The following is a 22686-nucleotide window of genomic DNA, read 5'->3' as shown; positions in this document are numbered from 1 at the left end:
CGCTGTTACTCGAACAGATTATGATGCAGCTTCTGCACCACTTTTTCGGCATCCGCACCCGGTACCAGGAAGCACAGATTGTGGCTGGATGCGCCGTAGCAAATCATTCGAATATTAAACGGCTCCAGCACGCCAAACACCTCTTTACCGACGCCGCACGCTTTCGACAGTTCGTTACCAATGATGGCAACCAGCGCCAGGTCCTGTTCAACCTCAACGCGGCACAGCGAGGACAGTTCGGTCAGCAGCGACTGGGTGAGCAGGGTGTCGCCGGCTGAAGTCGAACCGGTGGTATCCATGGTCAGCGCCACGCTCACTTCAGAAGTGGTAATCAGATCGACGGAGATACTGTGACGCGCCAGCGTGCTGAATACCTCGGCCAGAAAACCGCGCGAGTGCAGCATATTGAGGCTGTGCAGGGTCAGCAGAGTCTGCTTGCGGCGCAGCGCCAGCGCGCGGAACAGCGGCGGATTTTCCGTATTTTTGCACACCAGCGTGCCGCCCGCTTTTGGCTCTTTGCTGGAGCCGACGAATACCGGAATATCGCTACGTACGGCGGGAAGCAGGGTGGCCGGATGCAGCACTTTCGCGCCAAAGGTCGCCATTTCCGCCGCTTCTTCAAAGGCGATAACGTCAATGCGTTTCGCCGCCGGCGCAACGCGCGGGTCGGTGGTATAGATACCCGGAACATCGGTCCAGATATCGACGCGGGTAGCGTTTAGCGCTTCGCCGAGTAGCGCGGCGGTATAGTCGCTGCCGCCGCGGCCAAGCGTGGTGGTACGGCCTTTCGCTTCGCTGCCAATAAAGCCCTGGGTGATCACCAGTCCTTCCGCCAGACGCGGAGCCAGAAGTTGCTCGGTGAGTTCAGATAAGGCGGCGATATCCGGTTCCGCGCGGCCAAAGCGATCGTTGGTGCGCATAACCTTGCGCACGTCGAACCACTGGGCGGCGATACCGCGCTCGCGCAGGATCTCGACAAACAGCAGAGTGGACATCAGTTCGCCATGGCTGACCAGTTCGTCGGTTAACGCGCTTGAACTGGCCAGGGAGGCGGCTTCCGCCAGGGTGGTGATGTTTTCCAGCAGGCGTTCAATTTCATCGCGAATCACGTTCGGATAACGCAGACGCTCCAGAATATTGAACTGGATTTGCCGCATGGCATCGAGCTTTGCGAAACGTTCGCCAGGTTCCAGCCCTTCCGCTAAGGCGACCAGCAGGTTGGTCACGCCAGCCGAGGCGGAAAGCACCACCACGCGGGTATTGGCATCCAGCAGCGCGACGTCTACGCTGCGGTTCATGGCATCAAAGTCGGCAACGCTGGTACCGCCGAATTTGGCTACAACTAAGTCTGTCATAACAACCTCGTGTCAGGGGGCCTGACTTATTAAAACGATTCCTGACAACCAATCCTGGCGGGGCTGGACGCAGCCGGATTGCAACAAAATGTCTTAATAAGCCAGGCCAAATTATTCAGCCATGGCACAAGGGAAGAGCGAAAAACAGGGTGGGCGCAGAGCGATAAACAAACTACGATGTCACCCAGAAGTGCTCCACCTTGTAGACCCGCTTGCCGATGCAGCGCATCAGATGGCGAGTATGAAACGCCCGACTGCGAACGTTTCTGGTGACAACCCAGGGGATTCAGCCCCTGTGGCCGGTGATGAGCGTAACCAGACGCTTATTCACCTCGGCGTTGCTCCCCCTCACGTATTTTCCCCGGACTGGCTCCTCCAATACGGTTACCTGGGCAACGCACCTCTTCTGGCAATTACCGACGTCTTTCACTTTGCCAGGGGGACGCGGGACATTATACCCCCCTGCAATACCCTTTCGCTGTAGCGTGAAATGCGCGATCCATACCTACCTACGTATATGTAGGTACTGCCGTTATATAAAGGGTTCAGGCGAAGTATGTCAACGTCAGGGTTATGCGGATTTTTCATGCGCGGGTCGCTGACAGAAAAAAGCCTTATGATGTCTATACTATCAGGGACGTTTTGCCTCAAATTGCCCCAATTTCTGACGCGTATCATCGGCATAACATAAAAATCATCACAATTTTTCGTCACCGGCGCTACAATCGACCGCAGTCACAATTCTCAAATCAGAAGAGTATTGCTAATGAAAAACATCAACCCAACGCAGACTTCTGCCTGGCAGGCATTACAGAAACACTTTGATGAAATGAAAGACGTTACCATCGCGGATCTGTTCGCGAAAGATAGCGACCGTTTCTCTAAATTCTCCGCCACGTTCGACGATCTGATGCTGGTGGATTTTTCCAAAAACCGCATCACCGAAGAGACGCTGGCCAAACTGCAGGATCTGGCCAAAGAGACCTTCCTGGCTGACGCCATTAAATCCATGTTCTCCGGCGAGAAGATTAACCGCACGGAAGATCGCGCGGTGCTGCACGTTGCGCTGCGTAACCGCAGCAATACTCCGATTCTGGTTGATGGCAAAGATGTGATGCCGGAAGTGAACGCCGTGCTTGAGAAGATGAAAACCTTCTCTGAAGCTATTATCTCCGGTAGCTGGAAAGGCTACACCGGTAAAGCGATTACCGACGTCGTGAACATCGGTATCGGCGGCTCCGATCTTGGCCCGTTCATGGTGACCGAAGCGCTGCGTCCGTACAAAAATCACCTGAATATGCACTTTGTTTCTAACGTCGATGGTACCCATATCGCCGAAGTGCTGAAAACGGTGAACCCGGAAACCACGCTGTTCCTGGTGGCGTCGAAAACCTTTACCACCCAGGAAACCATGACCAACGCCCACAGCGCGCGCGACTGGTTCCTGGCGACCGCTGGCGATGAGAAACACGTAGCGAAACACTTCGCCGCGCTCTCCACCAACGGTAAAGCGGTAGGTGAATTCGGTATTGATACCGCCAATATGTTTGAGTTCTGGGACTGGGTTGGCGGTCGTTACTCTCTGTGGTCTGCTATCGGCCTGTCCATCATCCTGTCCGTGGGCTTCGACAACTTCGTCGAGCTGCTCTCCGGCGCGCACGCGATGGACAAACACTTCTCCACCACGCCGGCTGAGAAAAACCTGCCGGTGCTGCTGGCGCTGATCGGTATCTGGTACAACAACTTCTTCGGCGCTGAAACCGAAGCGATTCTGCCGTACGACCAGTATATGCACCGCTTTGCCGCCTACTTCCAGCAGGGCAACATGGAATCCAACGGTAAATACGTTGACCGTAACGGCAACGCCGTGGATTACCAGACGGGCCCGATCATCTGGGGCGAGCCGGGCACCAACGGTCAGCACGCGTTCTATCAGCTGATTCACCAGGGGACCAAAATGGTGCCGTGCGATTTTATCGCTCCGGCGATTACGCATAACCCGCTGTCTGACCATCATCCGAAGCTGCTGTCTAACTTCTTTGCGCAGACCGAAGCGCTGGCGTTTGGTAAATCCCGCGAAGTGGTTGAACAGGAATATCGCGATCAGGGTAAAGATCCCGCGACGCTGGAACACGTGGTGCCGTTCAAAGTGTTTGAAGGCAACCGCCCGACTAACTCCATCCTGCTGCGTGAAATCACGCCGTTCAGTCTGGGCGCGCTGATTGCCCTGTATGAACATAAGATTTTCACCCAGGGCGTGATTATGAACATCTTCACCTTCGACCAGTGGGGCGTTGAGCTGGGCAAACAGCTGGCGAACCGCATCCTGCCGGAGCTGAAGGATGGTTCTGAAGTCAGCAGCCACGACAGCTCCACTAACGGCCTGATTAACCGCTATAAATCCTGGCGCGCATAATCGCTAAAACGTTGTCAATGCCGGCCCAGGTGGCCGGCATTTTTTATAGCCGCCGCAGCAGTTTTGCAGGGTTTCCTGCCCACACGCCTTTCTCTGTAATGGATTTTGTCACCACGCTGCCCGCGCCAATCACGACGCCATCGCAAATGCTGACCGCCAGAATGGTTGCGCCGCTGCCGATAGACACATCGTTGCCAATGACGATTCTTCCCCAGCTTTCGCGGTCGGCGTTGGGCTTGCCGTCGCGGAACATATCGTTAGCGAACATTACGCCGTGGCCGATAAAACAGCGTTCGCCGATGGTCACGTACTCGCAGATAAAGGTATGGGACTGAATTTTGCTGTCGCTGCCAACGCGGGTATGGCCCTGGATTTCAACGAAGGGGCCGACGAAGACGTTATCGCCTAGCGTGCAGTCATAGAGGTTGGCGGGCTGGTAAATCACCACGTTTTCGCCGCAGGCGACGTTGCGAATGGCGGTTTCACGAAGGGTATGCATGCTGCCTCTCAGATCGGTTTAGCCAAAATGTGTAATGTGCTTTGCTGGGTCGCAGAATGAAAGATGACATCTTTTACGTGCTGCATTCCCTGACGTTCATAAAAACGGCGGGCGCGGGTATTCGCGGCGAGCACCTCCAGCCAGAGCCAGCGTTCACCGGCAACTTTTGCTCGCTTCTCGACGGCGTGAAAAAGCTGCTCGCCATAGCGATGGCCCGTTGTTGCAGGTAACAGATAGAGCTTATGCAATAGCGTACCGGTTGGACCTTCGGGGTTGATGTCCTGGCGGCAGGCGTATTTAGCAAAGCCGATTGGCTCCTCTGCCTCAGCAATTAACCAGCAGCACTGCGTATCGGCCAGGCTGCGCTCCAGTGAGGCCACGGCATACTCTTGCTGCAGGTAGCGCTCCATTTCATCGGCGTTATGCCAGAGGTGGGTAAAGTGATGACGATAGCTGGCATTCGCCATATCGTTGAGTAAAGCCGCATCTTCCGGACGTGCAAGACGAATCTTTAGCATTCTGCGTTCCTCGCAAAGAAGTGGCGATATTTTGCCCGTAAAGTTCGCTGCGGGTAAACCTCAAAAGTGGGGGAGGAGAAGATGCCGGAGGTGAGCCTCCGGCTGGGGATCAGGCGACGGCGATGGCCTCGATTTCAATACCCGCATCTTTAGGCAGTCTGGCGACCTCAACGCAGGAGCGGGCTGGAAACGCCGCGTTGTGTTCAACGAAGAACGCTTCATAGACCGCGTTGATGGTAGCAAAATCGTTCAGATCCTTGACGAAAACCATCGTCTTAACAATATTTTTCACCTGCAAGCCCGCCGCTTCCACGATAGCCTTAACGTTTTCCAGCGACTGGCGCGTTTGCACAGCGATGTCGTCAGACATGGTGCCATCTTGCGCATTAACCGGGAGCTGCCCTGAGGTCATCGTCATGGTACCCAGGTTTACCCCCTGAACATACGGACCGATGGCGGCAGGCGCGGACGCGGTGGAAATAATCATTCTGTTGATTCCTCTTGATAAGTGGTTACATGAAATAGTTAAGTAAAACCAGTGAACCAACGCCGCTGACGACGACCCAGACCAGCCCCAGTCGGAAGCTGGCAAGCGTGCAGATAATCGCGGCGATGACTTTCGGGTTTTTTAAATCAAACTCCATGCTGGAGTTCACGCTCAGGATCTGAATCGTGATGATGGCTGGCAGAACAGTCACCGGCACAAAGCGCAGCGTTTTGCTGACCCGGTTCGACATCTGGATTTTCCCGGCGAGACCAATGAACGAGAAGCGAATAAGAAAGGTCACGGCGGCCATACCCAGCGTCAGGGCGATAAAAAAGCTATTACTCATTTTCCAGCGCTCCTTCGAGAGAGAGTTTAGCGGCGGCCTGCGCTTGTTTACGCTCTTCGGCGAGATCGACGCTCAGGCCCGCCATTACGCCCAATACGGATGCGACGACAATGCCTAACGAATAGGGCAGCACAACCAAAAGTACGCCGGATACGGCAGCCACAATGGCGGCGACGGTACAGGCCTGGCTCTTGATTTGCGGAACGACGATGGCGATAAAGGCGGCGACCATCGCAAAGTCCAGACCGTATTTTTCAATATGCGGAAATGAGGCGCCAACCAGAGCGCCAAGGAAATCGGCTAAAACCCAGGCGAACCAAAATGTCAGCATGGCTGAAGAGTAGAACAGATATTTATCCTTTTTATTCTCCTCCATCTCTTTCACCGTCGTGGCGTACACCTCATCGGTCAGAGCATAGGCCATAAAGCATTTTTTAAAAAAGGACGCCTCGCGTACGGTACTGGAAATTGATGCGCTGTAAAGTATATGACGGAGATTAATAATCAGCGTGGTGAATATAATTACCCCGAGGCTCGCCCCGGTTTTGAGCATATTCAACGCCAGCATTTGTGCTGAACCCGCAATAACAATGGTGGACCAGACCGTACTTTGCCAGACGCTCATTCCGGCGCTCACGCTTAGCGCGCCGACGATAAATGAAAAGGGAAAGTCGCCGATACACAAGGGAAGAATGGCGCTGGCGCCCCGTAGGATAACTTTTTTGTTCATAAGCAATATCTGTTATTTAAGAAATTAATTATTTATGTAAGGTACGTGGAAAGATTAGTTAATGATTATTTAGCAACCATGATGTTGATAATTTCTTTGTCGGTATAGGCCATGGGCTTAACAACCAGACGACAGAGATTATTAATCGTTTGCTCAACGTCAGCGCAAACGATCCCATCATTAGAGCTTGCGCAGCTATTTTGCATGGCCATCAATACAGCCTTAAATGCGCTGGACACGACGGATGAAACTTTCATCGCGCAGCTATTAGAAGCGCCGTCACAAATCATACCGGTAATATCACTGACCATATTAATAATCGCGGTGTTAATGGTTTCCATATCGCGAGTAAATAGCCACGCCATCCCGGCAGCTGCTCCCATTGCTGCCGTAGACGCCGCGCATAGCGCGGACAGACGCGTATAGCGGGAGTGGATCGATATCGCGGTCAGGTGGGAGAGCGCGAGCGCCCGTGCGAGCGTCTCTTGATCGGCATTAAGATGCTCCGCGACCGTCACTACCGGCATGGTAGCGGCGATACCCTGGTTACCGGAACCAAAGTTTGACATGGCGACGACGGGAGCGCCGCCCATCCGCGCGTCGGATGCGGCGACGGTATTGATGATGACTTTACTGAGCAGGTCGTTGCTGAGCAGACCCTTTTTTACTGCATCAGAGAAGGTACCATTGATGTTTAAACCATATTTCTTGCTCTTGCCTTCATTTGCCAGCGCCGAATTGAGGCGGGCGGCTTCGAGAATAAATTCGATGTCGGCAAAATCGACTTCGCTTATAAAATTGAACGCTTCGGCAAGCGAAAAGGTTGCTAACGCTTCCTGCTGCGTTACCGTATTCTGTTTATTATCTAAAGCCTGCGCTTCGCCATTAATATAAAGTTCAACGATATTGGTATGCGTGCCCTTAACCACCACTCGGCAGCTCTTTTCGCCACCGGCCAGGGTCAGATCCAGATGGATAAAATCGGGAGTATCTTCCACGCGAATATTAACCTGGCCATCGGCGATTAGCTTTTGCGCTAATTCGACATGCTGCTGGGTAATCCCCTCCAGCGTTTTTAAACCCTTATCGGCATCGCCGCCAAAAGCGCCAATGGCGGCGGCAAGCGCGACACCGCTAACGGATGTTCCTGGAATAGTTACGCCCGTCGCGTTTTTGTACAGATTCGCAGAAATAAAACCGTTAATACTTTGACAGGCCGTATCTAAATGTTTCGCAGCGTAAGCGGTAGTAAAAGAAATAGCGACGGGTTCGGTACAACCTAATGCCGGAGCCACTTCTTGTTTTAGCCATTTTATAAAAATGGATGCGCGTTCATTAATCATATTTTAAATCAATCCGCTAATTGTGCGTTATTAACTGGCGAGTATCCTAAGATAATTCTGAAGGAAAAACTTACTCTAATAACCCTGTTATTTATGCATTAAAGAGAAAAATTTTCGCTTATTAAAAGAATGTAAAACTGTGATCTTATTATGGTTAATTAACTGATTTACCGAGTATTTATATTCTGTTTTTTGAACATAAAAAGGGATTTAGTTAACCGCCTCACAGCGATGACGAAAGTAAGATTTTCTCTTTTTACGTATTTCGTCGTATACGAGCAAGGCGGGCAGTGGGGAGAAGGGGATAACAAATGTAGATCTGGATCACATTTTTGCGTTATACAGATCGCAGGAAATCATGCTTATAAGGGGTGTCTATGCCGCCGGTTTATCGTCCGTTGGTGAGTTTTATTGCAACCGCCATGCAAACCGTTTTGAATCTTGGCCTGCTGTGCCTGGGGGTCATTCTGATCGTATTCCTCGGTAAAGAGACGTTGCATCTGGCGCACGTCCTGTTTACCCCTGAACCTGTCAGTAAGTACAAGCTGGTGGAAGGGCTGGTGGTCTACTTCCTCTATTTCGAGTTTATCGCGCTGATTGTGAAGTACTTTGAATCGGGATTTCACTTCCCGCTACGCTACTTTGTTTATATCGGCATCACCGCCATCGTACGCCTGATTATCATCGATCATGAGTCGCCCATGGCGGTGCTGATTTACTCCGCCGCGATCCTGATTCTGGTGATTACGCTCTGGCTGTGTAACTCCAACCGACTGAAACGCGAGTAAACAGACAGCACGCCGCTTCCGATAGCGGCGTGCTGTGGTTATTATCTGATAGAGGCCTGAAGCGTTTTCTCTTCTGCGGGTGCCCACAGCTCTTCGAGTTCTTCCAGCGTCTTGCCTTTCGTTTCCGGCACAAATTTCCACATAAACATCGCCGCCAGAATTCCCATACAACCGTAAATCCAGTAGGAAAAACCGTTGTGAAAATGGGCAACCTGCCAGGAGTTTTTATCCATCATCGGGAAGGTCCAGGAGACAAAGTAGTTCGCCAGCCACTGCGCGGCAACCGCAATGGCGAGAGCTTTGCCGCGAATCGCGTTAGGGAAGATTTCTGCCAGCAGCACCCAGCAAACCGGGCCCCAGGACATGGCAAATGCGGCGACGTAAAGCAGCATCGACAGCAGCGCCACCAAACCGGATGCTTGAGTATAAAAGGCGGTGCCAAGGCTGAACATGCCAAGCGCCATCCCGAGCGCGCCAATAATTTGCAGCGGCTTGCGGCCAAATTTATCAACCGTCATGATGGCCAGAACGGTGAAAGTCAGGTTGATAACGCCCACGATAATGGTCTGCAGCAGGGCGACATCAGTGCTGGCTCCCAGCGTTTTGAAGACTTCCGGAGCGTAGTAGAGCACGACGTTGATGCCGACAAACTGCTGGAATATAGACAGCATAACGCCGATAGTAATGACGCCTGCGCCAAACATCAGCAGACGACCGCCCGTTTTACGGCCATTTTCCAGTGACAGATTGATCTCCTGCATTGCCTGGACGGCGAGCTTGCTGCCCATAATTTTGCGCAGAATACCCTCCGCCTGTTCCTGTTTGCCCTGCGCCATCAGCCAGCGCGGACTTTCCGGTACGGTATACAGTAGCCCTAAAAACAGCAGTGCGGGAATGCATTCTGAGGCAAACATATATCGCCAACCATTGGTATTCAGCCAGTTAGCATCACCTGATTTTGCAATGAAATAGTTAACACAGTAAACCAATAGCTGCCCAAAAATAATCGCGAACTGGTTAAAGGAAACCAGTTTTCCTCGTATGCTTGCCGGCGCCAGTTCCGCAATATACATCGGTGAAAGCATTGATGCTAAACCTACGCCAATGCCTCCAATAATGCGGTAAATAACGAATTCTGGTACATATCCGGCTAAATAAACTGGCACCGTGTTGTCAGGGTTTATCGGAGTGAAACCTAATTCAGGCCAGGCCGAACCGATACCAGAGATTAAAAACAGAAGCGCGGCAATTTTTAGCGAATCCCGGCGGCCAAAACGGTTACTACAATAGCCGCCAAGCGCTCCTCCAATGATGCAGCCAATCAAGGCGCTGGCAACGCAGAAGCCCAGCAGTGAGTTGGCGGCAGATTCACTCAGGTTTTGCGGAGCCACAAAAACAGTGTTTAAGGATTCTACCGTACCGGAGATGACTGCGGTATCGTAGCCAAATAATAGTCCTCCTAACGTGGCGACTAACGTAATCGAAAAGATATAGCTTGAATTATATTGGGTATTCATCCTGACCAGCCTTAAATACACATTTCTTCTTATCGGTAATAATGATGGTGTATTCATCACCCGGGGATGGCAATTATCAAATTTAATATTGCAATTACGTTATATTCTTTATGTGATCTCAACTCTATTTAATTGTTAAAAGAACGGCGGTAAATGAAATTGCAGTGATGAATCGCGCAAAAGAAAATAATCGTAACCTAAATGCAAAATAACATAATAAATTTCTTTAAAAGAGTGGCGGATTATCTCTCTTCGGAAGAAACGTTGGTGGGTGGGCGCCGCTGCATCAAGGCGCTGCGGGTGGCTAACGCTCAGCACTTTGCCTGCGAACTTCTGGACTTTCGCGCAAGGGGGAGTTTCATTGCGAGACGTCGGGTACCTGAAACGCGAATAAAAAAAAGCGGCCTCCAGGGCCGCTGACCAACAGTCACAAATAGAATTTATGTAGGGTCCAGTTGAGGATAGCAGTGGCATTTGCCTTACTTTTTCAGCTGAGGGCGACGGCGGTAATGCCCGGTTGGGGTCGTGCATTACCGCGAAACCGTCATCCCTCCTCTGAAATTTGGGGCGGGTATACTCGTCATACTTCAAGTTGCTGATGCGTTGACTGCACCCGCTCACCCCAGTCACATAGTTATCTATGCTGCTGGGGATTATCGGGCTTGTCGCCTTTCGACAACTCGAATTAATTAGAGTATCTAACGATGAAAATTAACCTTTCACTCCGCCTGCGGTCAGGCCGTTAACCAACCAGCGCTGGGCCAGCAGGAACACTACGGTAATCGGAATGGCGGAGAGCACCGCCGCGGCGGCAAAGTCGCCCCACAGATAGTTCTGCGGGTTGAGATACTGTTGCATTCCGACCGCAAGGGTATAGCTGTTCACATCGCGCAGCAGCAGAGAGGCCACCGGCACTTCGGTAATCGCGGCGATGAACGACAGAATAAACACCACCGCTAGAATCGGTACCGATAGCGGGAGCAGCACCAGGCGGAAAGCCTGCCATGGCGTCGCGCCGTCCAGCGCCGCCGCTTCTTCCAGCGAGCCGTCGATGGTTTCGAAGTAGCCTTTGATTGTCCAGACGTGCAGCGCGATACCGCCCATATAGGCGAAGATCACGCCGCCGTGGGTATTCAGTCCAACGAACGGTACGTACTGGCCGAGACGGTCAAACAGGGCATACAGCGCGACCAGCGACAGAACCGCGGGGAACATCTGGAAAATCAGCATTCCTTTAAGCAGCGTGGCTTTACCCGGGAAGCGCATACGGGCAAAAGCGTAAGCGCAGGTTGTAGAGAGCGCGACGATGCCAATGGCGGTAATGCCGGCCACCTTGATGGAGTTCCACAGCCACAGGAGAACCGGGAAGGGGGGCGGCGTGACGCGGCCGTCAGCGTGTTCGACGCTGAAGCCTAACGCCAGCCGCCAGTGCTCCCAGGAGATACTTTCGGGAATCAGGCTACCGGTGGCGAAGTTCCCTTCGCGCAGCGAGATAGCGATGACCATCAGCAGCGGGAACATAATCGCCGCGATAAAAATCAGCAGCAGGAGGTGCGTTGTCAGTAAACGCAGCTTCTGAGATTTGGGTTGAACCATAGCCATAATATTTTTACTCCCCTTGATACCGCTCCAGGCTATTTTGCTTGTCATTTTGAACTCGGGCAGTGCTCAGAATCCTCACGTACTATGTGTACGCTCCGGTTCTTGCGCGCTGGCCGAGCTCAAACTTCCCGCGCCAATGACGCCTGGTTATTCCAATTAATCGAACTTCATACGTGTGGCTTTCAGGTTAACAATCGCCAGGGCGCCTACCAGCAGGAAGATCAGCGTGGCGATAGCCGCCGCGAGGCCGAAGTCCTGCCCGCCGCCGCCTTCAAAGGCGATGCGATAGGTATAGCTCACCAAAAGGTCGGTGTAGCCCGCCGGCGTGGTGGTGCCGAGCCGGTCCGGCCCGCCGTTGGTCAACAGCTGAATCAGCACGAAGTTGTTAAAGTTAAAGGCGAAGCTGGCGATCATCAGCGGCGTCAGCGGCTTGATCAGCAGCGGCAGCGTAATTTTGAAGAAGTTCTGGAACGGCGTGGCGCCATCCATTGCCGAGGCTTCATATAAATCGTCAGGAATCGCTTTCAGCAGGCCCATGCACAGGATCATCATGTACGGATAGCCCAGCCAGGTGTTGACGATGATAATCATGGTGCGCGCGGTAGTCGGGTCGCTAAACCAGGCCGGCTTGATGCCGAACAGCGCACTGAGCATCATGTTGATCTCACCAAAGCTCTGGTTGAACAGCCCTTTGAAGATCAGAATTGAGATAAACGATGGTACGGCATAAGGCAGAATCAGCAGTACGCGATAAATCGCTTTGCCTTTCAGGGCTTCCCACTGGACGAGACAGGCGAGCACCATGCCGACCGCAACGGTGAGAATCACGGTCAGAACAGAGAAGACCACCGTCCAGACGAAAATCGCGAAGAACGGTTTCTGGATACCTTCATCCTGGAACACGCGGGTGAAGTTATCCCAGCCGATGGTCACGGTGTAGCCCGGGCTGAGCTTTTCGCTGCCCCAGCTGCCGTCGGCGTTAATCGCCTGATAGAAACCGACCTCGGCGTTCGGCCGATATTTCACGCCGCTCTGGTTGTTGGTCAGCGTACCGTCATTGGCCAGCGCGTACAGCGGCTGGGTACCGGAGAACTGACGCAGGGAGCTCATAATGACTTTGCTCTCATCCGGCAGGACGGCGGTCAGCTGGTTCAGGGCGGTGCGGTTTTGCGTAATCACGCGCAGGGTGGCGCGTTCGCCTTCCGGCAGGGCATCAGCCTCTTTTAACGCCAGCTTCTGTTCGCCGCCGAATTTAAAAGCGTCGGAAAGATAGTTTTTGCCGCTCTCGCCATCGGTCAGCGCCAGCTTCCACTCATCTCCCGCCGGATAAAGCGCGAAGTTGTAGGATTTACCCGCCTGGAAGGAACGGTCCATCAGCACCTGTTGGGCGCGTTCAAAGGTAAGCTGGTTAGTACTGCTGTAGTTGGTGAAAGCGATAGCGATAGTGCAGATCAGCGGGAACAGGACGAACAGCCCCATCCCGGCGAGACCCGGGTAAACATAGCGCCAGGCATAGGCCTTGCGATTGGAAAAAATATACAGGCCAACCGAGCTTAAAATCAGCGTCATGATGGCAAACAGGTACTCCCCCTGGGCGTACATCAAAACAACAAGGTAACCCACCAGCAGGCACAGCAAGCCGATCACAGACCATGTGAGCTGCGGACTTTGCCACCAGTGTTTCTTTTTCACGACATCCATGGGGATCATCCTCTTTACACTTTATCCTTCGCGCTACCTCTTTGTTGGCTGCGGATACGCATCCCAGTCACTTACGGATGTAAGCGCCTGGGGATTTGCATCCTTGCCGCCTCGATGTAGCGCGAAAGATTTCGTGTAACAACGTATTCAACAAACCTTACTCCCTAAGGAATAAGGGAAACCGTATTACTTGGTGATACGAGCCTGCGCGTCTTTCAGGGCGGCATCGACGGTCTGGCGACCGCTAGCGGCGTTGATAACTGCGGTACGAACGGCATACCAGAAGGCGGACATCTGCGGGATGTTCGGCATGATTTCACCTTTCTGGGCGTTAGCCATGGTGGCGGCGATACGCGGATCTTTTTCCAGTTTTTCCTGGAAGGATTTCAGCGCAACCGCGCCCAGCGGTTTGTCCTTGTTAACTTCATCCAGACCCTGGTCGGTCATCAGATAGTTTTCGAGGAACTCTTTCGCCAGTTCTTTGTTCGGGCTGGCGGCGTTAATACCGGCGCTGAGTACGCCAACGAACGGCTTGGACGCATTACCTTTAAAGGTTGGCAGCAGGGTAACGCCGTAGTTAACCTTGCTCTTATCGATGTTAGACCACGCCCACGGACCGTTGATGGTCATCGCAGTTTCGCCTTTGTTGAAGGCCGCTTCCGCGATGGAGTAGTCGGTGTCGGCGTTCATATGTTTGTTCTTGATCAGGTCGACCAGGAAGGTCAGGCCCGCTTTCGCGCCAGCGCTATCTACGCCCACGTCTTTCACGTCGTACTTACCGTTTTCAAACTTGAATGCGTAACCGCCGTCGGCAGCAATCAGCGGCCAGGTGAAGTACGGTTCTTGCAGGTTGAACATCAGCGCGCTCTTACCTTTCGCTTTCAGTTCTTTATCCAGCGCCGGGATCTCTTCCCAGGTTTTCGGCGGGTTCGCTACCAGGTCTTTGTTATAGATCAGCGACAGCGCTTCAACGGCAACCGGGTAGGCAATCAGCTTGCCGTTGTAGCGAACCGCATCCCAGGTGAACGGATAGAGTTTGTCCTGGAAAGCTTTATCCGGGGTGATTTCCGCCAGCAGACCGGATTGTGCGTAGCCGCCGAAGCGGTCGTGAGCCCAGAAAATGATGTCGGGGCCGTCGCCGGTCGCGGCAACCTGCGGGAACTTCTCTTCCAGCTTGTCCGGATGTTCTACGGAGACTTTGATGCCGGTGTCTTTCTCAAACTTTTTACCCACTTCAGCGAGGCCGTTGTAGCCTTTGTCGCCGTTAATCCAGATAACCAGCTTACCTTCTTCAATTTTTGCGAGGGCAGAGGCGGAAAACATCATCGTGGTCAATGCAGACAGCGCGAGGATGCGAGCGCCAGTTTTGATTTTCATATACCCGTCCTATTTGGTGATGTGCTCGTGGATACACTTGAGTGGCTTAACGATGATGAGTTTCCTTTTTTAACAACCTCTTTCCATCCTCCCCATGTCTACGCCCCATCCTCCGTTTGTGTGATCTCCATTGCAGAAATGCCGGTTATGAGTCCTGGCGCACATAAAAAGGCGGCTAATTTTGCAGGCGACATCACGAAATCGGCATCCGCCCGTCCCCCCCGGCGGCCAGACGTCATCTCTCATCCTCCCGCCTCCTCCCCCATAAAAAAGCCGGGGGGTGGAGGATTTACCCCACTTATGAATGCCGCATAGTCAGCCCATCTTGAATGTGTCGTTAAGTGACAGGTTGTAACGAAGGGAGAAGGGCATGGCGAGCGTACAGCTGCGAAATGTAACGAAAGCCTGGGGTGACGTGGTGGTATCGAAAGATATTAATCTCGAAATCCAGGATGGGGAGTTCGTCGTGTTTGTTGGGCCATCAGGCTGCGGCAAATCCACCCTGCTGCGTATGATTGCCGGGCTGGAAACGGTGACCAGCGGCGATCTGCTGATTGGCGATACCCGAATGAATGATGTTCCGCCCGCCGAGCGCGGTATCGGGATGGTGTTTCAATCTTATGCGCTTTACCCCCACCTTTCCGTCGCGGAAAACATGTCTTTCGGCCTTAAGCTGGCCGGCGCCAAAAAAGAACTGATCAACCAGCGCGTGACCCAGGTGGCGGAAGTTCTGCAGCTTGCCCATCTGCTGGAACGTAAACCGAAAGCGCTTTCTGGCGGCCAGCGCCAGCGCGTGGCGATTGGTCGTACCCTGGTGGCTGAACCGCGCGTTTTCCTGCTGGATGAACCGCTCTCAAACCTTGACGCCGCGCTGCGCGTACAGATGCGTATTGAAATATCCCGTCTGCATAAACGCCTTGGCCGCACGATGATTTACGTGACCCACGACCAGGTCGAAGCGATGACGCTGGCCGACAAGATTGTGGTGCTGGACGCCGGTCGCGTCGCGCAGGTCGGGAAGCCTCTCGAACTCTATCACTACCCGGCGGATCGTTTCGTCGCGGGCTTTATTGGCTCGCCGAAGATGAACTTCCTGCCGGTTAAAGTCACCGCTACCGCCATTGAGCAGGTGCAGGTGGAGCTGCCGAACCGCCAGCAGGTCTGGCTGCCGGTGGACAGCGCCCGCGTTCAGGTTGGCGCCAACATGTCTTTAGGTATCCGTCCGGAGCATCTGCTGCCCAGCGATATTGCCGACGTCACCCTCGAAGGTGAAGTCCAGGTGGTCGAACAGCTCGGCCACGAAACGCAAATTCATATTCAGATCCCATCCATCCGTCAGAACCTGGTTTACCGCCAGAACGACGTGGTGCTGGTAGAAGAGGGAGCCACATTCGCCATCGGTTTGCCGCCGGAGCGTTGCCATTTATTCCGTGAGGATGGCACCGCTTGTCGTCGGCTGCATAAAGAGCCGGGCGTGTAAGGCTTCCCATTAAAAAAAACGTGCACCCTGCAGCGTCGATAAACAGGCGCAACAACAGGCGAAGCGTTCAAAGAAAAGCAATGATCTCAGGAGATAGAATGATGATTACTCTGCGCAAACTTCCACTGGCGGTCGCCGTTGCGGCAGGCGTTATGTCTGCTCAGGCGCTGGCCGTTGATTTCCACGGCTATGCTCGTTCTGGTATCGGCTGGACCGGCAGCGGCGGTGAGCAACAGTGCTTCCAGGCAACCGGTGCTCAAAGCAAATACCGTCTTGGTAACGAATGTGAAACCTATGCGGAACTGAAACTGGGCCAGGAAGTCTGGAAAGAAGGTGATAAGAGCTTCTACTTCGATACTAACGTCGCCTACTCTGTGTCGCAGCAGAACGACTGGGAATCTACCAGTCCGGCATTCCGTGAAGCTAACGTGCAGGGTAAAAACCTGATCGAATGGTTGCCAGGTTCCACCATCTGGGCCGGTAAGCGCTTCTACCAGCGTCATGACGTTCATATGATCGACTTCTACTACTGGGATATTTCTGGTCCTGGTGCGGGTATTGAAAACATCGATCTGGGCTTCGGTAAACTCTCTCTGGCAGCAACGCGTTCTTCTGAATCCGGCGGCTCCGGTACCTTCGCCGATCGCGACCAGTTCGGTAATCGCGTTTACGACAATATCGTGCCGAACGATGTATTCGACGTGCGTTTAGCCGGTCTGGAAACTAACCCAGGCGGCACGCTGGAGCTGGGCGTTGACTACGGCCACACTAACATCCCTGATGATTATTCTCTGCAGCCGGGCGCTTCCAAAGACGGCTGGATGCTTACCGCTGAGCATACTCAGAGCATGCTGAAAGGCTTTAACAAATTTGTTCTGCAGTATGCAACTGACTCTATGACCTCCAGCGGTAAAGGTGTTCCGCAGGGTGGCAGCATTAATAACGATGGATCTATGTGGCGCGTGCTGGACCACGGTGCGATCTCTCTCGGCGATAGCTGGGATCTGATGTACGTCGGTATGTACCAGGATATCGACCGAGACAACAACAATGGTACCCAGTGGTGGACCGTCGGCGTTCGTCCAATGTACAAGTGGACGCCTATCATGAGCACCCTGATGGAAATCGGCTACGACAACGTCAAATCTCAACGCACCAGCGATCGTAACAGCCAGTATAAAGTGACCCTGGCCCAGCAGTGGCAGGCTGGTGACAGCATCTGGTCCCGTCCGGCAATCCGCGTATTCGCAACGTACGCCAAATGGGATGAGAAATGGGGCTATAACGATAGCGGCGTAGCGTATAACGACACCAGTGCTAAAACCTTTAGCCGTGGCGATAGCGACGAGTGGACCTTCGGTGCCCAGATGGAAATCTGGTGGTAATCGAGCCTGACCGTTCGTAACTAAAAGAGGGGCGCAAGCCCCTCTATCTTAGGCCCAGCGCGCTATTGCCTGGCTACCGCTCGGCCATCGGAATTGAGGTGATAACAATGAAAATGAAGAAAAGTCTCGTTGCCCTCTGCCTGTCCGTCGGCCTGATGGCCTGCGTACCTGCAGTCAGTTTTGCTGATGTTAATTTCGTGCCGCAGAACACCTCTGCCGCGCCGTCGATTCCGGCCTCCGCGTTGCAGCAGCTCACCTGGACGCCGGTCGATCAATCCAAAACGCAAACCACAAAGCTCGCCGTGGCCGGGCAGACGCTCAATGTCCCCGGAATCAGTGGTCCGGTCGCCGCATACAGCGTTCCGGCGAATATTGGCGAGCTCAATATTACGTTAACCAGCGAAGTGGAAAAACAAGCTGCGGTATATGCACCGAACGTGCTGATTCTTGATCAGAATATGACGCCATCTGCATTCTTCCCCAGCAGCTACTTTACTTATCTTGAACCGGGCGTGATGAGCTCAGATCGTCTGGAGGGCGTAATGCGCCTGACTCCGGCGCTGGGACAGCAGAAAATTTATGTGCTGGTCTTTACCACGCCGCAGGATTTACAGCAGACCACTAAATTAATCGATCCGGCGAAGGCATACGCCAAAGGCACCGGCAATGCGGTGCCGGATATTCCGGATCCCATCGCGAAACACGTCACCGACGGTACCATCAGCCTGAAGGTAAAAACCTCTACCGGCTCCAGCGTGCTGGTTGGCCCGCTGTTCGGTTCGTCTGGTCCGGGGCCTGTTACCGTCGGTAATACCGCTGCTCCTGCCTATAGCGCGCCGGTCGCCGCCCCGGCCCCGGCTCCAGCGGCGAAAACCGAACCGATGCTTGATGATACCGAAACCTACTTCAATAACGGCATTAAGCAGGCGGTTGCGAAAGGCGATATCGACAAGGCTCTGAAATTGATGAACGAAGCTGAACGTCTTGGCTCGAAATCTGCTCGTTCCACCTTTATCAGCAGTGTAAAAGGCAAGGGGTGACCGTCTCCCCACAATGCTGATGTTTAGGCACAGCCTTTAGGTGCGTCCGTCAGGGCGCACTTTTTTTTATCGCGCGGCAGCTTCTGTTGCAGGGCTGTTGCGCGGATGATCGTATATTGACGTTTGCCCGCCCCCGATGCCCCATTCTGCGATACAATACCTTTACGTTTTGTACCGGAGATTCAGGCATGCCACATCCTGCGCTTACGCAACTGCGTGCGCTGCGTTATTTTGCCGCAATGCCCCCGCTGGACGCGCATCTGCGCGACTGGCTATTGCTGGAAGACTCAATGACCAAACGCTTTGAGCAACAGGGGAAGCGAGTCAGCGTCATCATGGTTAACGAAGGTTTTGTTGGACGCGAAGCGCTGGCAGATGAAGCGCCTCTGTTACCCGTCGAATCCCGCTACTGGCTGCGGGAAATTATCCTTTGCGCTAATGGCGAACCCTGGCTTGCTGGCCGAACTATCGTGCCGGAGTCGACGCTGAGCGGCCCCGAACTGGCGCTGCAACAGCTGGGACAAACGCCGCTGGGCCGCTATCTCTTCACGTCATCGACGCTAACCCGCGATTTTATTGAAATTGGTCGTAATGCAGAGCTTTGGGGGCGTCGTTCCCGCCTCCGGTTGAGCGGCAAACCGCTGCTGCTGACGGAGCTGTTTTTGCCTGCATCGCCGTTGTATTAAGAGGAAAATGAAATGGAGTGGAGTCTGACGCAGAACAAGCTGTTGGCGTTTCACCGCCTGATGCGTACTGACAAACCGATCGGCGCGCTGCTGCTGCTGTGGCCGACGCTGTGGGCGCTGTGGGTGGCCACGCCGGGGATACCGCCGCTGTGGATCCTCGCCGTGTTTGTTGCCGGCGTCTGGTTAATGCGCGCCGCAGGCTGCGTGGTCAATGATTATGCCGATCGTAAATTTGACGGCCACGTTAAACGGACGGCCCGCCGTCCGCTGCCGAGCGGCGACGTCAGCGAAAAGGAGGCGCGAACGCTGTTTGTCGTGCTGGTGCTGCTTTCTTTCCTGCTGGTGCTGACCCTGAACACCATGACCATTCTGCTGTCGATAGCGGCGCTGGCGCTGGCATGGGTCTATCCATTTATGAAACGCTACACCCACTTGCCGCAGGTGGTGCTGGGCGCGGCATTTGGCTGGTCGATCCCGATGGCCTTTTCGGCGGTAAGCGAATCGCTGCCGCTCAGCTGCTGGCTGATGTTCCTCGCCAACATCCTGTGGGCGGTGGCCTACGATACCCAGTATGCGATGGTCGATCGTGATGATGACGTCAAAATCGGTATCAAATCGACGGCGATTCTGTTTGGCGACAACGATCGCTTAATCATCGGTATTTTACAGGTGGCGGTACTGGGTCTGATGGCGGCAGTAGGCTGGCTGAGCGGGCTGGGCTGGGAATATTACTGGTCGTTGTTTATTGCCGCGGCGCTGTTTGTCTGGCAGCAAAAGCTGATATTTAAACGCGAACGCGATAGCTGCTTTAAGGCGTTTATGAATAATAACTACGTGGGGCTGGTACTGTTTCTCGGCCTGGCGATGGGGTATATGCAGTAAATGTGGCGGGGTTCCCCGGCGGCGCTGTAAAAGCTTTAGCCGGGCTACTAAACCGCAGGGTCTGGTAGCCCGGCGCAAGCCGGGATATCGCTTTAAACGTTATGCTCATCCTGGGTAACGCTTTCAATCGTCAAACGCACATCAGAAGTAATCAGATCCGCCAGCATACGGTAGATCTTCAACGTCTCTTCCGGCTCGGCATCTCCGGTATCGCTGATATAGCCTTCGTCGCGCAGGGTCAGTACCAGCGTGCTGAATACCGCCTTATCGAAGAACTCCGGCGCATTGATACCGTGCAGAACGGACAGGCGCTGCGCCACGGTGCGGCTCTCTTTCTCCAGCGAACTGCGGTTGATTGACGGGTTGGCGCTCAGCAGCCAGAAGGTGATGGCGTAGCGCTGCAGCGTTTCGCGCGCGCCTGCGGCCAGCAGCTGCAGGGAACGGGCATGAGACGGATTGACGCTCACCTCATCGTCATTCACGGCGATAAGCCCCTGACGCTGCATCTCGGCAATCAGCGCATCGACGACGCCCGCCAGCTCCGCTTTTTCCCAGCGCAGGAACAACTCGGCCTTGAGGAACGGATAGAACATCTCGACGTGGCGCAATATTTCGCTGCGGGTAATACGACGATGCTGAGTGACGATGGCGGCTAACAGCGACGGCATCACCAGCATATGGGCGATGTTGTTGCGGTAATAGGTCATCAGGACGGCCTGCTCGCGCGGCAGAATGATGATATCGCCGATCGTGTCTTTCTCGACTTCGAACTTGTTCATCTGCAGCGCGTGGTCGATAAGCTCGCTGGCAGACGCCGTAGGCGTGGTCGCGTCCGCAGAGTACGGCACGTTGCGCAGCAGGGCGAGGTAGCACTCCAGCTGTTCGGTAAGCTGCTCGCGGGTCAGGGAACGCTGACGCGATGCCAGCAGCGCCGTACAGCACAGGTTCATGGCGTTGGCCGCACCGGCATTGTTAATGCGTACCATCAGGTCTGAGGCGATGTTATTTACCGTCGGCGTCAGCCAGGAGGGGCGAACGGCTTCGATAGGATCGATCGACTCGCGCCAGTCCGGCACATGTTGATTCAGGTAGGCCATCAGCGGCAGCGGTTCGCCGAAGTTAACGTAGCCCTGGCCGAGATTACGCAGCTTGCTTAAGCCGCGCAGCATCTGCGGCAGGTTCTCTTTCTCTTTTGTCGCTCCGCGCAGCTCTTTAGCGTAGGTACCAACCTCCATCACGTGCTCGTAGCCGATGTAGATTGGCACCAGGGTGATGGGACGATTACCGCCGCGCAGCATCGCCTGAATGGTCATCGACAGGGTACCGGTTTTCGGATCCAGCAGGCGTCCGGTACGAGAGCGGCCGCCCTCAACGAAGTATTCGACGGAGTAGCCGCGGCTGAACAGCTCGCCGAGGTATTCGCGGAATACCGTCGAATAGAGCTTATTGCCTTTGAACGTACGGCGAATGAAGAAAGCGCCGCCGCGACGGAAAATCGGCCCGGCAGGCCAGAAGTTCAGGTTGATACCGGCGGCGATATGCGGCGGAACCAGGCCCTGATGATAAATCACGTACGAGAGCAGCAGATAATCCATATGGCTGCGGTGGCACGGGACATAAACGATCTCGTGGCCTTCGTGCGCCAGCTGGCGCACGCGCTCGGCGTTATGCACGTTAATGCCCTGATACAGACGGTTCCAGGTAAAGCCCAGCACGCGGTCTGTCAGGCGAATCATCTCGTAGGAGAAGTTCGCGGCGATCTCTTCCATCAGGGCGATAGCGTTTTGCTGCGCCTTTTCATGAGAAATTTTCTTGCTGCGCGCTTCGTCTTCTACCGCACGGGCAATGGCTTTCGACGCCAGCAGTTTATTGAACAGATCCTGGCGCGCAGGCAGGCGCGGACCGACCGCCGCCAGACGCTGACGGGCGAAGTGCATACGCGCCACGCGGGCCAGCTTCTGAGCGATAGTTTTATCGGTGCCGTGTTCGTCCGCCATTTTACGCAGCGAGACCGAAGGCGAGAAACGCACAAAGCTGTCGCGGCCCAGCCACAGAACGGCGAAGAATTTCTGAATGCCGTTGAGCATGCGCAGAGGCGGGTTAACCTCGCCTTTTTCACGCCCCGGCGCGCGACCGAACATCACTGAAACCGGCACCATTTGCACATCAAGATCGGGATGATTACGGTGCAAATCCAGATAGTCGTGAAAGAGCTTGATAGACTCTTCTTTCGGCGTGTAATAGGTGAATACGCGCGGTCCGCCGTGGATAAATACGTAGCGCGGAAGCAGGGCGCCGTCGATCTCCAGCGGCTCCAGCGGGTCCGGTAACTCATGCTCCAGACATTGCGCGCGCAGCGTCAGCAGGTCCGCCTTCGAATTGTAGGGCAGGACGTACATAATGGGCCGCGAGGTATCCAGGCCTAACTCCTGAGCAGGTTGTGCCGGAATCGACTTGCTTTTTACCAGCGCCCTTAATGGTAAATTCAGTAATTTATAGTAAATTCGTTGCCAGCCAGACATAGACGATGTGAA

19 protein-coding genes and 1 riboswitch are annotated in these 22686 nt (G+C 54.1%); of the genes, 7 read left to right on the top strand and 12 right to left on the bottom strand.

Features of this window, described 5'->3' with window-relative positions; all coding sequences use genetic code 11:
• Positions 1-5 precede the first annotated feature (5 nt).
• Positions 6-1355 (bottom strand): lysine-sensitive aspartokinase 3, encoded by a 1350-nt coding sequence (gene lysC / locus ABLV12_RS13705; protein ID WP_004109599.1) that lies wholly within the window; start codon positions 1353-1355, stop codon positions 6-8.
• Between the two features lie 180 nt (positions 1356-1535).
• A riboswitch (Lysine riboswitch) is annotated at positions 1536-1769 on the bottom strand.
• 352 nt (positions 1770-2121) lie between these two features.
• On the opposite strand from lysC, the gene pgi reads away from it, so the two are divergent.
• Positions 2122-3771 carry a glucose-6-phosphate isomerase gene (gene pgi, locus ABLV12_RS13700; RefSeq protein WP_004097737.1) on the top strand — a complete coding sequence of 550 codons (1650 nt, stop codon included), beginning with the start codon at positions 2122-2124 and terminating at the stop codon, positions 3769-3771.
• A gap of 43 nt (positions 3772-3814) precedes the next feature.
• On the opposite strand, the gene ABLV12_RS13695 is transcribed toward pgi, so the two are convergent.
• From ABLV12_RS13695 to ABLV12_RS13670, 6 genes are all read right to left on the bottom strand, one after another.
• Entirely contained in the window at positions 3815-4270 is a 456-nt protein-coding gene (locus ABLV12_RS13695) for an acyltransferase (RefSeq protein ID WP_004117209.1), read from the bottom strand.
• An 8-nt stretch (positions 4271-4278) separates the two neighbouring features.
• Positions 4279-4788 carry a GNAT family N-acetyltransferase gene (locus tag ABLV12_RS13690; protein WP_004109593.1) on the bottom strand — a complete coding sequence of 170 codons (510 nt, stop codon included), beginning with the start codon at positions 4786-4788 and terminating at the stop codon, positions 4279-4281.
• Between the two features lie 109 nt (positions 4789-4897).
• A complete protein-coding gene (locus ABLV12_RS13685; protein ID WP_004109587.1) occupies positions 4898-5275 on the bottom strand; it encodes a Rid family detoxifying hydrolase in 378 nt (125 codons plus the stop codon).
• Positions 5276-5300: 25 nt separating this feature from the next.
• Complete coding sequence (locus ABLV12_RS13680; RefSeq protein ID WP_004109584.1) at positions 5301-5621, bottom strand: AzlD domain-containing protein; 321 nt, start codon at positions 5619-5621, stop codon at positions 5301-5303.
• Complete coding sequence (locus ABLV12_RS13675) at positions 5614-6351, bottom strand: AzlC family ABC transporter permease (protein ID WP_004109581.1); 738 nt, start codon at positions 6349-6351, stop codon at positions 5614-5616. The genes ABLV12_RS13680 and ABLV12_RS13675 overlap by 8 nt, the downstream gene beginning before the upstream one ends.
• A 65-nt stretch (positions 6352-6416) precedes the next feature.
• Positions 6417-7694: an L-serine ammonia-lyase, iron-sulfur-dependent, subunit alpha gene (locus tag ABLV12_RS13670; protein WP_348867107.1), complete on the bottom strand. Its 1278-nt coding sequence runs from the start codon at positions 7692-7694 to the stop codon at positions 6417-6419.
• A 377-nt stretch (positions 7695-8071) separates the two neighbouring features.
• On the opposite strand from ABLV12_RS13670, the gene psiE reads away from it, so the two are divergent.
• Positions 8072-8482, top strand: a complete 411-nt coding sequence (gene psiE, locus ABLV12_RS13665; protein WP_004097754.1) for a phosphate-starvation-inducible protein PsiE — start codon at positions 8072-8074, stop codon at positions 8480-8482.
• Positions 8483-8523: 41 nt separating this feature from the next.
• Here psiE and xylE read toward each other — a convergent pair whose 3' ends face one another.
• From xylE to malE, 4 genes are all read right to left on the bottom strand, one after another.
• Positions 8524-9999, bottom strand: a complete 1476-nt coding sequence (gene xylE / locus ABLV12_RS13660; RefSeq protein ID WP_348867105.1) for a D-xylose transporter XylE — start codon at positions 9997-9999, stop codon at positions 8524-8526.
• Between the two features lie 711 nt (positions 10000-10710).
• Positions 10711-11601, bottom strand: a complete 891-nt coding sequence (gene malG, locus ABLV12_RS13655; protein WP_004109572.1) for a maltose ABC transporter permease MalG — start codon at positions 11599-11601, stop codon at positions 10711-10713.
• 156 nt (positions 11602-11757) lie between these two features.
• Positions 11758-13302 carry a maltose ABC transporter permease MalF gene (malF, locus tag ABLV12_RS13650; RefSeq protein WP_004109570.1) on the bottom strand — a complete coding sequence of 515 codons (1545 nt, stop codon included), beginning with the start codon at positions 13300-13302 and terminating at the stop codon, positions 11758-11760.
• 186 nt (positions 13303-13488) lie between these two features.
• Positions 13489-14679, bottom strand: a complete 1191-nt coding sequence (malE, locus tag ABLV12_RS13645) for a maltose/maltodextrin ABC transporter substrate-binding protein MalE (protein WP_004109568.1) — start codon at positions 14677-14679, stop codon at positions 13489-13491.
• Between the two features lie 370 nt (positions 14680-15049).
• On the opposite strand from malE, the gene malK reads away from it, so the two are divergent.
• The 5 genes from malK to ubiA all read left to right on the top strand — a co-directional run bounded on the left by malK (position 15050) and on the right by ubiA (position 20152).
• Positions 15050-16159: a maltose/maltodextrin ABC transporter ATP-binding protein MalK gene (gene malK / locus ABLV12_RS13640; RefSeq protein ID WP_004097762.1), complete on the top strand. Its 1110-nt coding sequence runs from the start codon at positions 15050-15052 to the stop codon at positions 16157-16159.
• Between the two features lie 98 nt (positions 16160-16257).
• The gene (locus ABLV12_RS13635) at positions 16258-17544 is read left to right on the top strand and encodes a maltoporin (protein ID WP_004109566.1); all 1287 of its coding nucleotides are present in this window, start codon (positions 16258-16260) and stop codon (positions 17542-17544) included.
• A 107-nt stretch (positions 17545-17651) separates the two neighbouring features.
• Positions 17652-18584, top strand: coding sequence for a maltose operon protein MalM (gene malM / locus ABLV12_RS13630; protein WP_004109563.1), 933 nt, complete (start codon positions 17652-17654; stop codon positions 18582-18584).
• 188 nt (positions 18585-18772) lie between these two features.
• Entirely contained in the window at positions 18773-19270 is a 498-nt protein-coding gene (gene ubiC, locus ABLV12_RS13625; protein ID WP_004109561.1) for a chorismate lyase, read from the top strand.
• A gap of 12 nt (positions 19271-19282) precedes the next feature.
• Positions 19283-20152 (top strand): 4-hydroxybenzoate octaprenyltransferase, encoded by an 870-nt coding sequence (ubiA, locus tag ABLV12_RS13620; RefSeq protein ID WP_004109559.1) that lies wholly within the window; start codon positions 19283-19285, stop codon positions 20150-20152.
• A gap of 92 nt (positions 20153-20244) precedes the next feature.
• Here the strand turns inward: ubiA and plsB are convergent, their stop codons facing one another.
• Positions 20245-22674: a glycerol-3-phosphate 1-O-acyltransferase PlsB gene (plsB, locus tag ABLV12_RS13615; RefSeq protein ID WP_004117225.1), complete on the bottom strand. Its 2430-nt coding sequence runs from the start codon at positions 22672-22674 to the stop codon at positions 20245-20247.
• Positions 22675-22686 lie beyond the last annotated feature (12 nt).

The organism is Klebsiella sp. CN_Kp100, assembly GCF_040065315.1.
Lineage (GTDB): Bacteria > Pseudomonadota > Gammaproteobacteria > Enterobacterales > Enterobacteriaceae > Klebsiella > Klebsiella oxytoca.
This window is presented reverse-complemented; position numbering and strand designations above follow the sequence as displayed.

Bases quoted from the DNA above. Each gene is read 5' to 3' on its own strand.
- lysC (WP_004109599.1), bottom strand. From the start codon at position 1,355: ATGACAGACTTAGTTGTAGCCAAATTCGGCGGTACCAGCGTTGCCGAC.
- pgi (WP_004097737.1), top strand. From the start codon at position 2,122: ATGAAAAACATCAACCCAACGCAGACTTCTGCCTGGCAGGCATTACAG.
- ABLV12_RS13695 (WP_004117209.1), bottom strand. From the start codon at position 4,270: ATGCATACCCTTCGTGAAACCGCCATTCGCAACGTCGCCTGCGGCGAA.
- ABLV12_RS13690 (WP_004109593.1), bottom strand. From the start codon at position 4,788: ATGCTAAAGATTCGTCTTGCACGTCCGGAAGATGCGGCTTTACTCAAC.
- ABLV12_RS13685 (WP_004109587.1), bottom strand. From the start codon at position 5,275: ATGATTATTTCCACCGCGTCCGCGCCTGCCGCCATCGGTCCGTATGTT.
- ABLV12_RS13680 (WP_004109584.1), bottom strand. From the start codon at position 5,621: ATGAGTAATAGCTTTTTTATCGCCCTGACGCTGGGTATGGCCGCCGTG.
- ABLV12_RS13675 (WP_004109581.1), bottom strand. From the start codon at position 6,351: ATGAACAAAAAAGTTATCCTACGGGGCGCCAGCGCCATTCTTCCCTTG.
- ABLV12_RS13670 (WP_348867107.1), bottom strand. From the start codon at position 7,694: ATGATTAATGAACGCGCATCCATTTTTATAAAATGGCTAAAACAAGAA.
- psiE (WP_004097754.1), top strand. From the start codon at position 8,072: ATGCCGCCGGTTTATCGTCCGTTGGTGAGTTTTATTGCAACCGCCATG.
- xylE (WP_348867105.1), bottom strand. From the start codon at position 9,999: ATGAATACCCAATATAATTCAAGCTATATCTTTTCGATTACGTTAGTC.
- malG (WP_004109572.1), bottom strand. From the start codon at position 11,601: ATGGCTATGGTTCAACCCAAATCTCAGAAGCTGCGTTTACTGACAACG.
- malF (WP_004109570.1), bottom strand. From the start codon at position 13,302: ATGGATGTCGTGAAAAAGAAACACTGGTGGCAAAGTCCGCAGCTCACA.
- malE (WP_004109568.1), bottom strand. From the start codon at position 14,679: ATGAAAATCAAAACTGGCGCTCGCATCCTCGCGCTGTCTGCATTGACC.
- malK (WP_004097762.1), top strand. From the start codon at position 15,050: ATGGCGAGCGTACAGCTGCGAAATGTAACGAAAGCCTGGGGTGACGTG.
- ABLV12_RS13635 (WP_004109566.1), top strand. From the start codon at position 16,258: ATGATGATTACTCTGCGCAAACTTCCACTGGCGGTCGCCGTTGCGGCA.
- malM (WP_004109563.1), top strand. From the start codon at position 17,652: ATGAAAATGAAGAAAAGTCTCGTTGCCCTCTGCCTGTCCGTCGGCCTG.
- ubiC (WP_004109561.1), top strand. From the start codon at position 18,773: ATGCCACATCCTGCGCTTACGCAACTGCGTGCGCTGCGTTATTTTGCC.
- ubiA (WP_004109559.1), top strand. From the start codon at position 19,283: ATGGAGTGGAGTCTGACGCAGAACAAGCTGTTGGCGTTTCACCGCCTG.
- plsB (WP_004117225.1), bottom strand. From the start codon at position 22,674: ATGTCTGGCTGGCAACGAATTTACTATAAATTACTGAATTTACCATTA.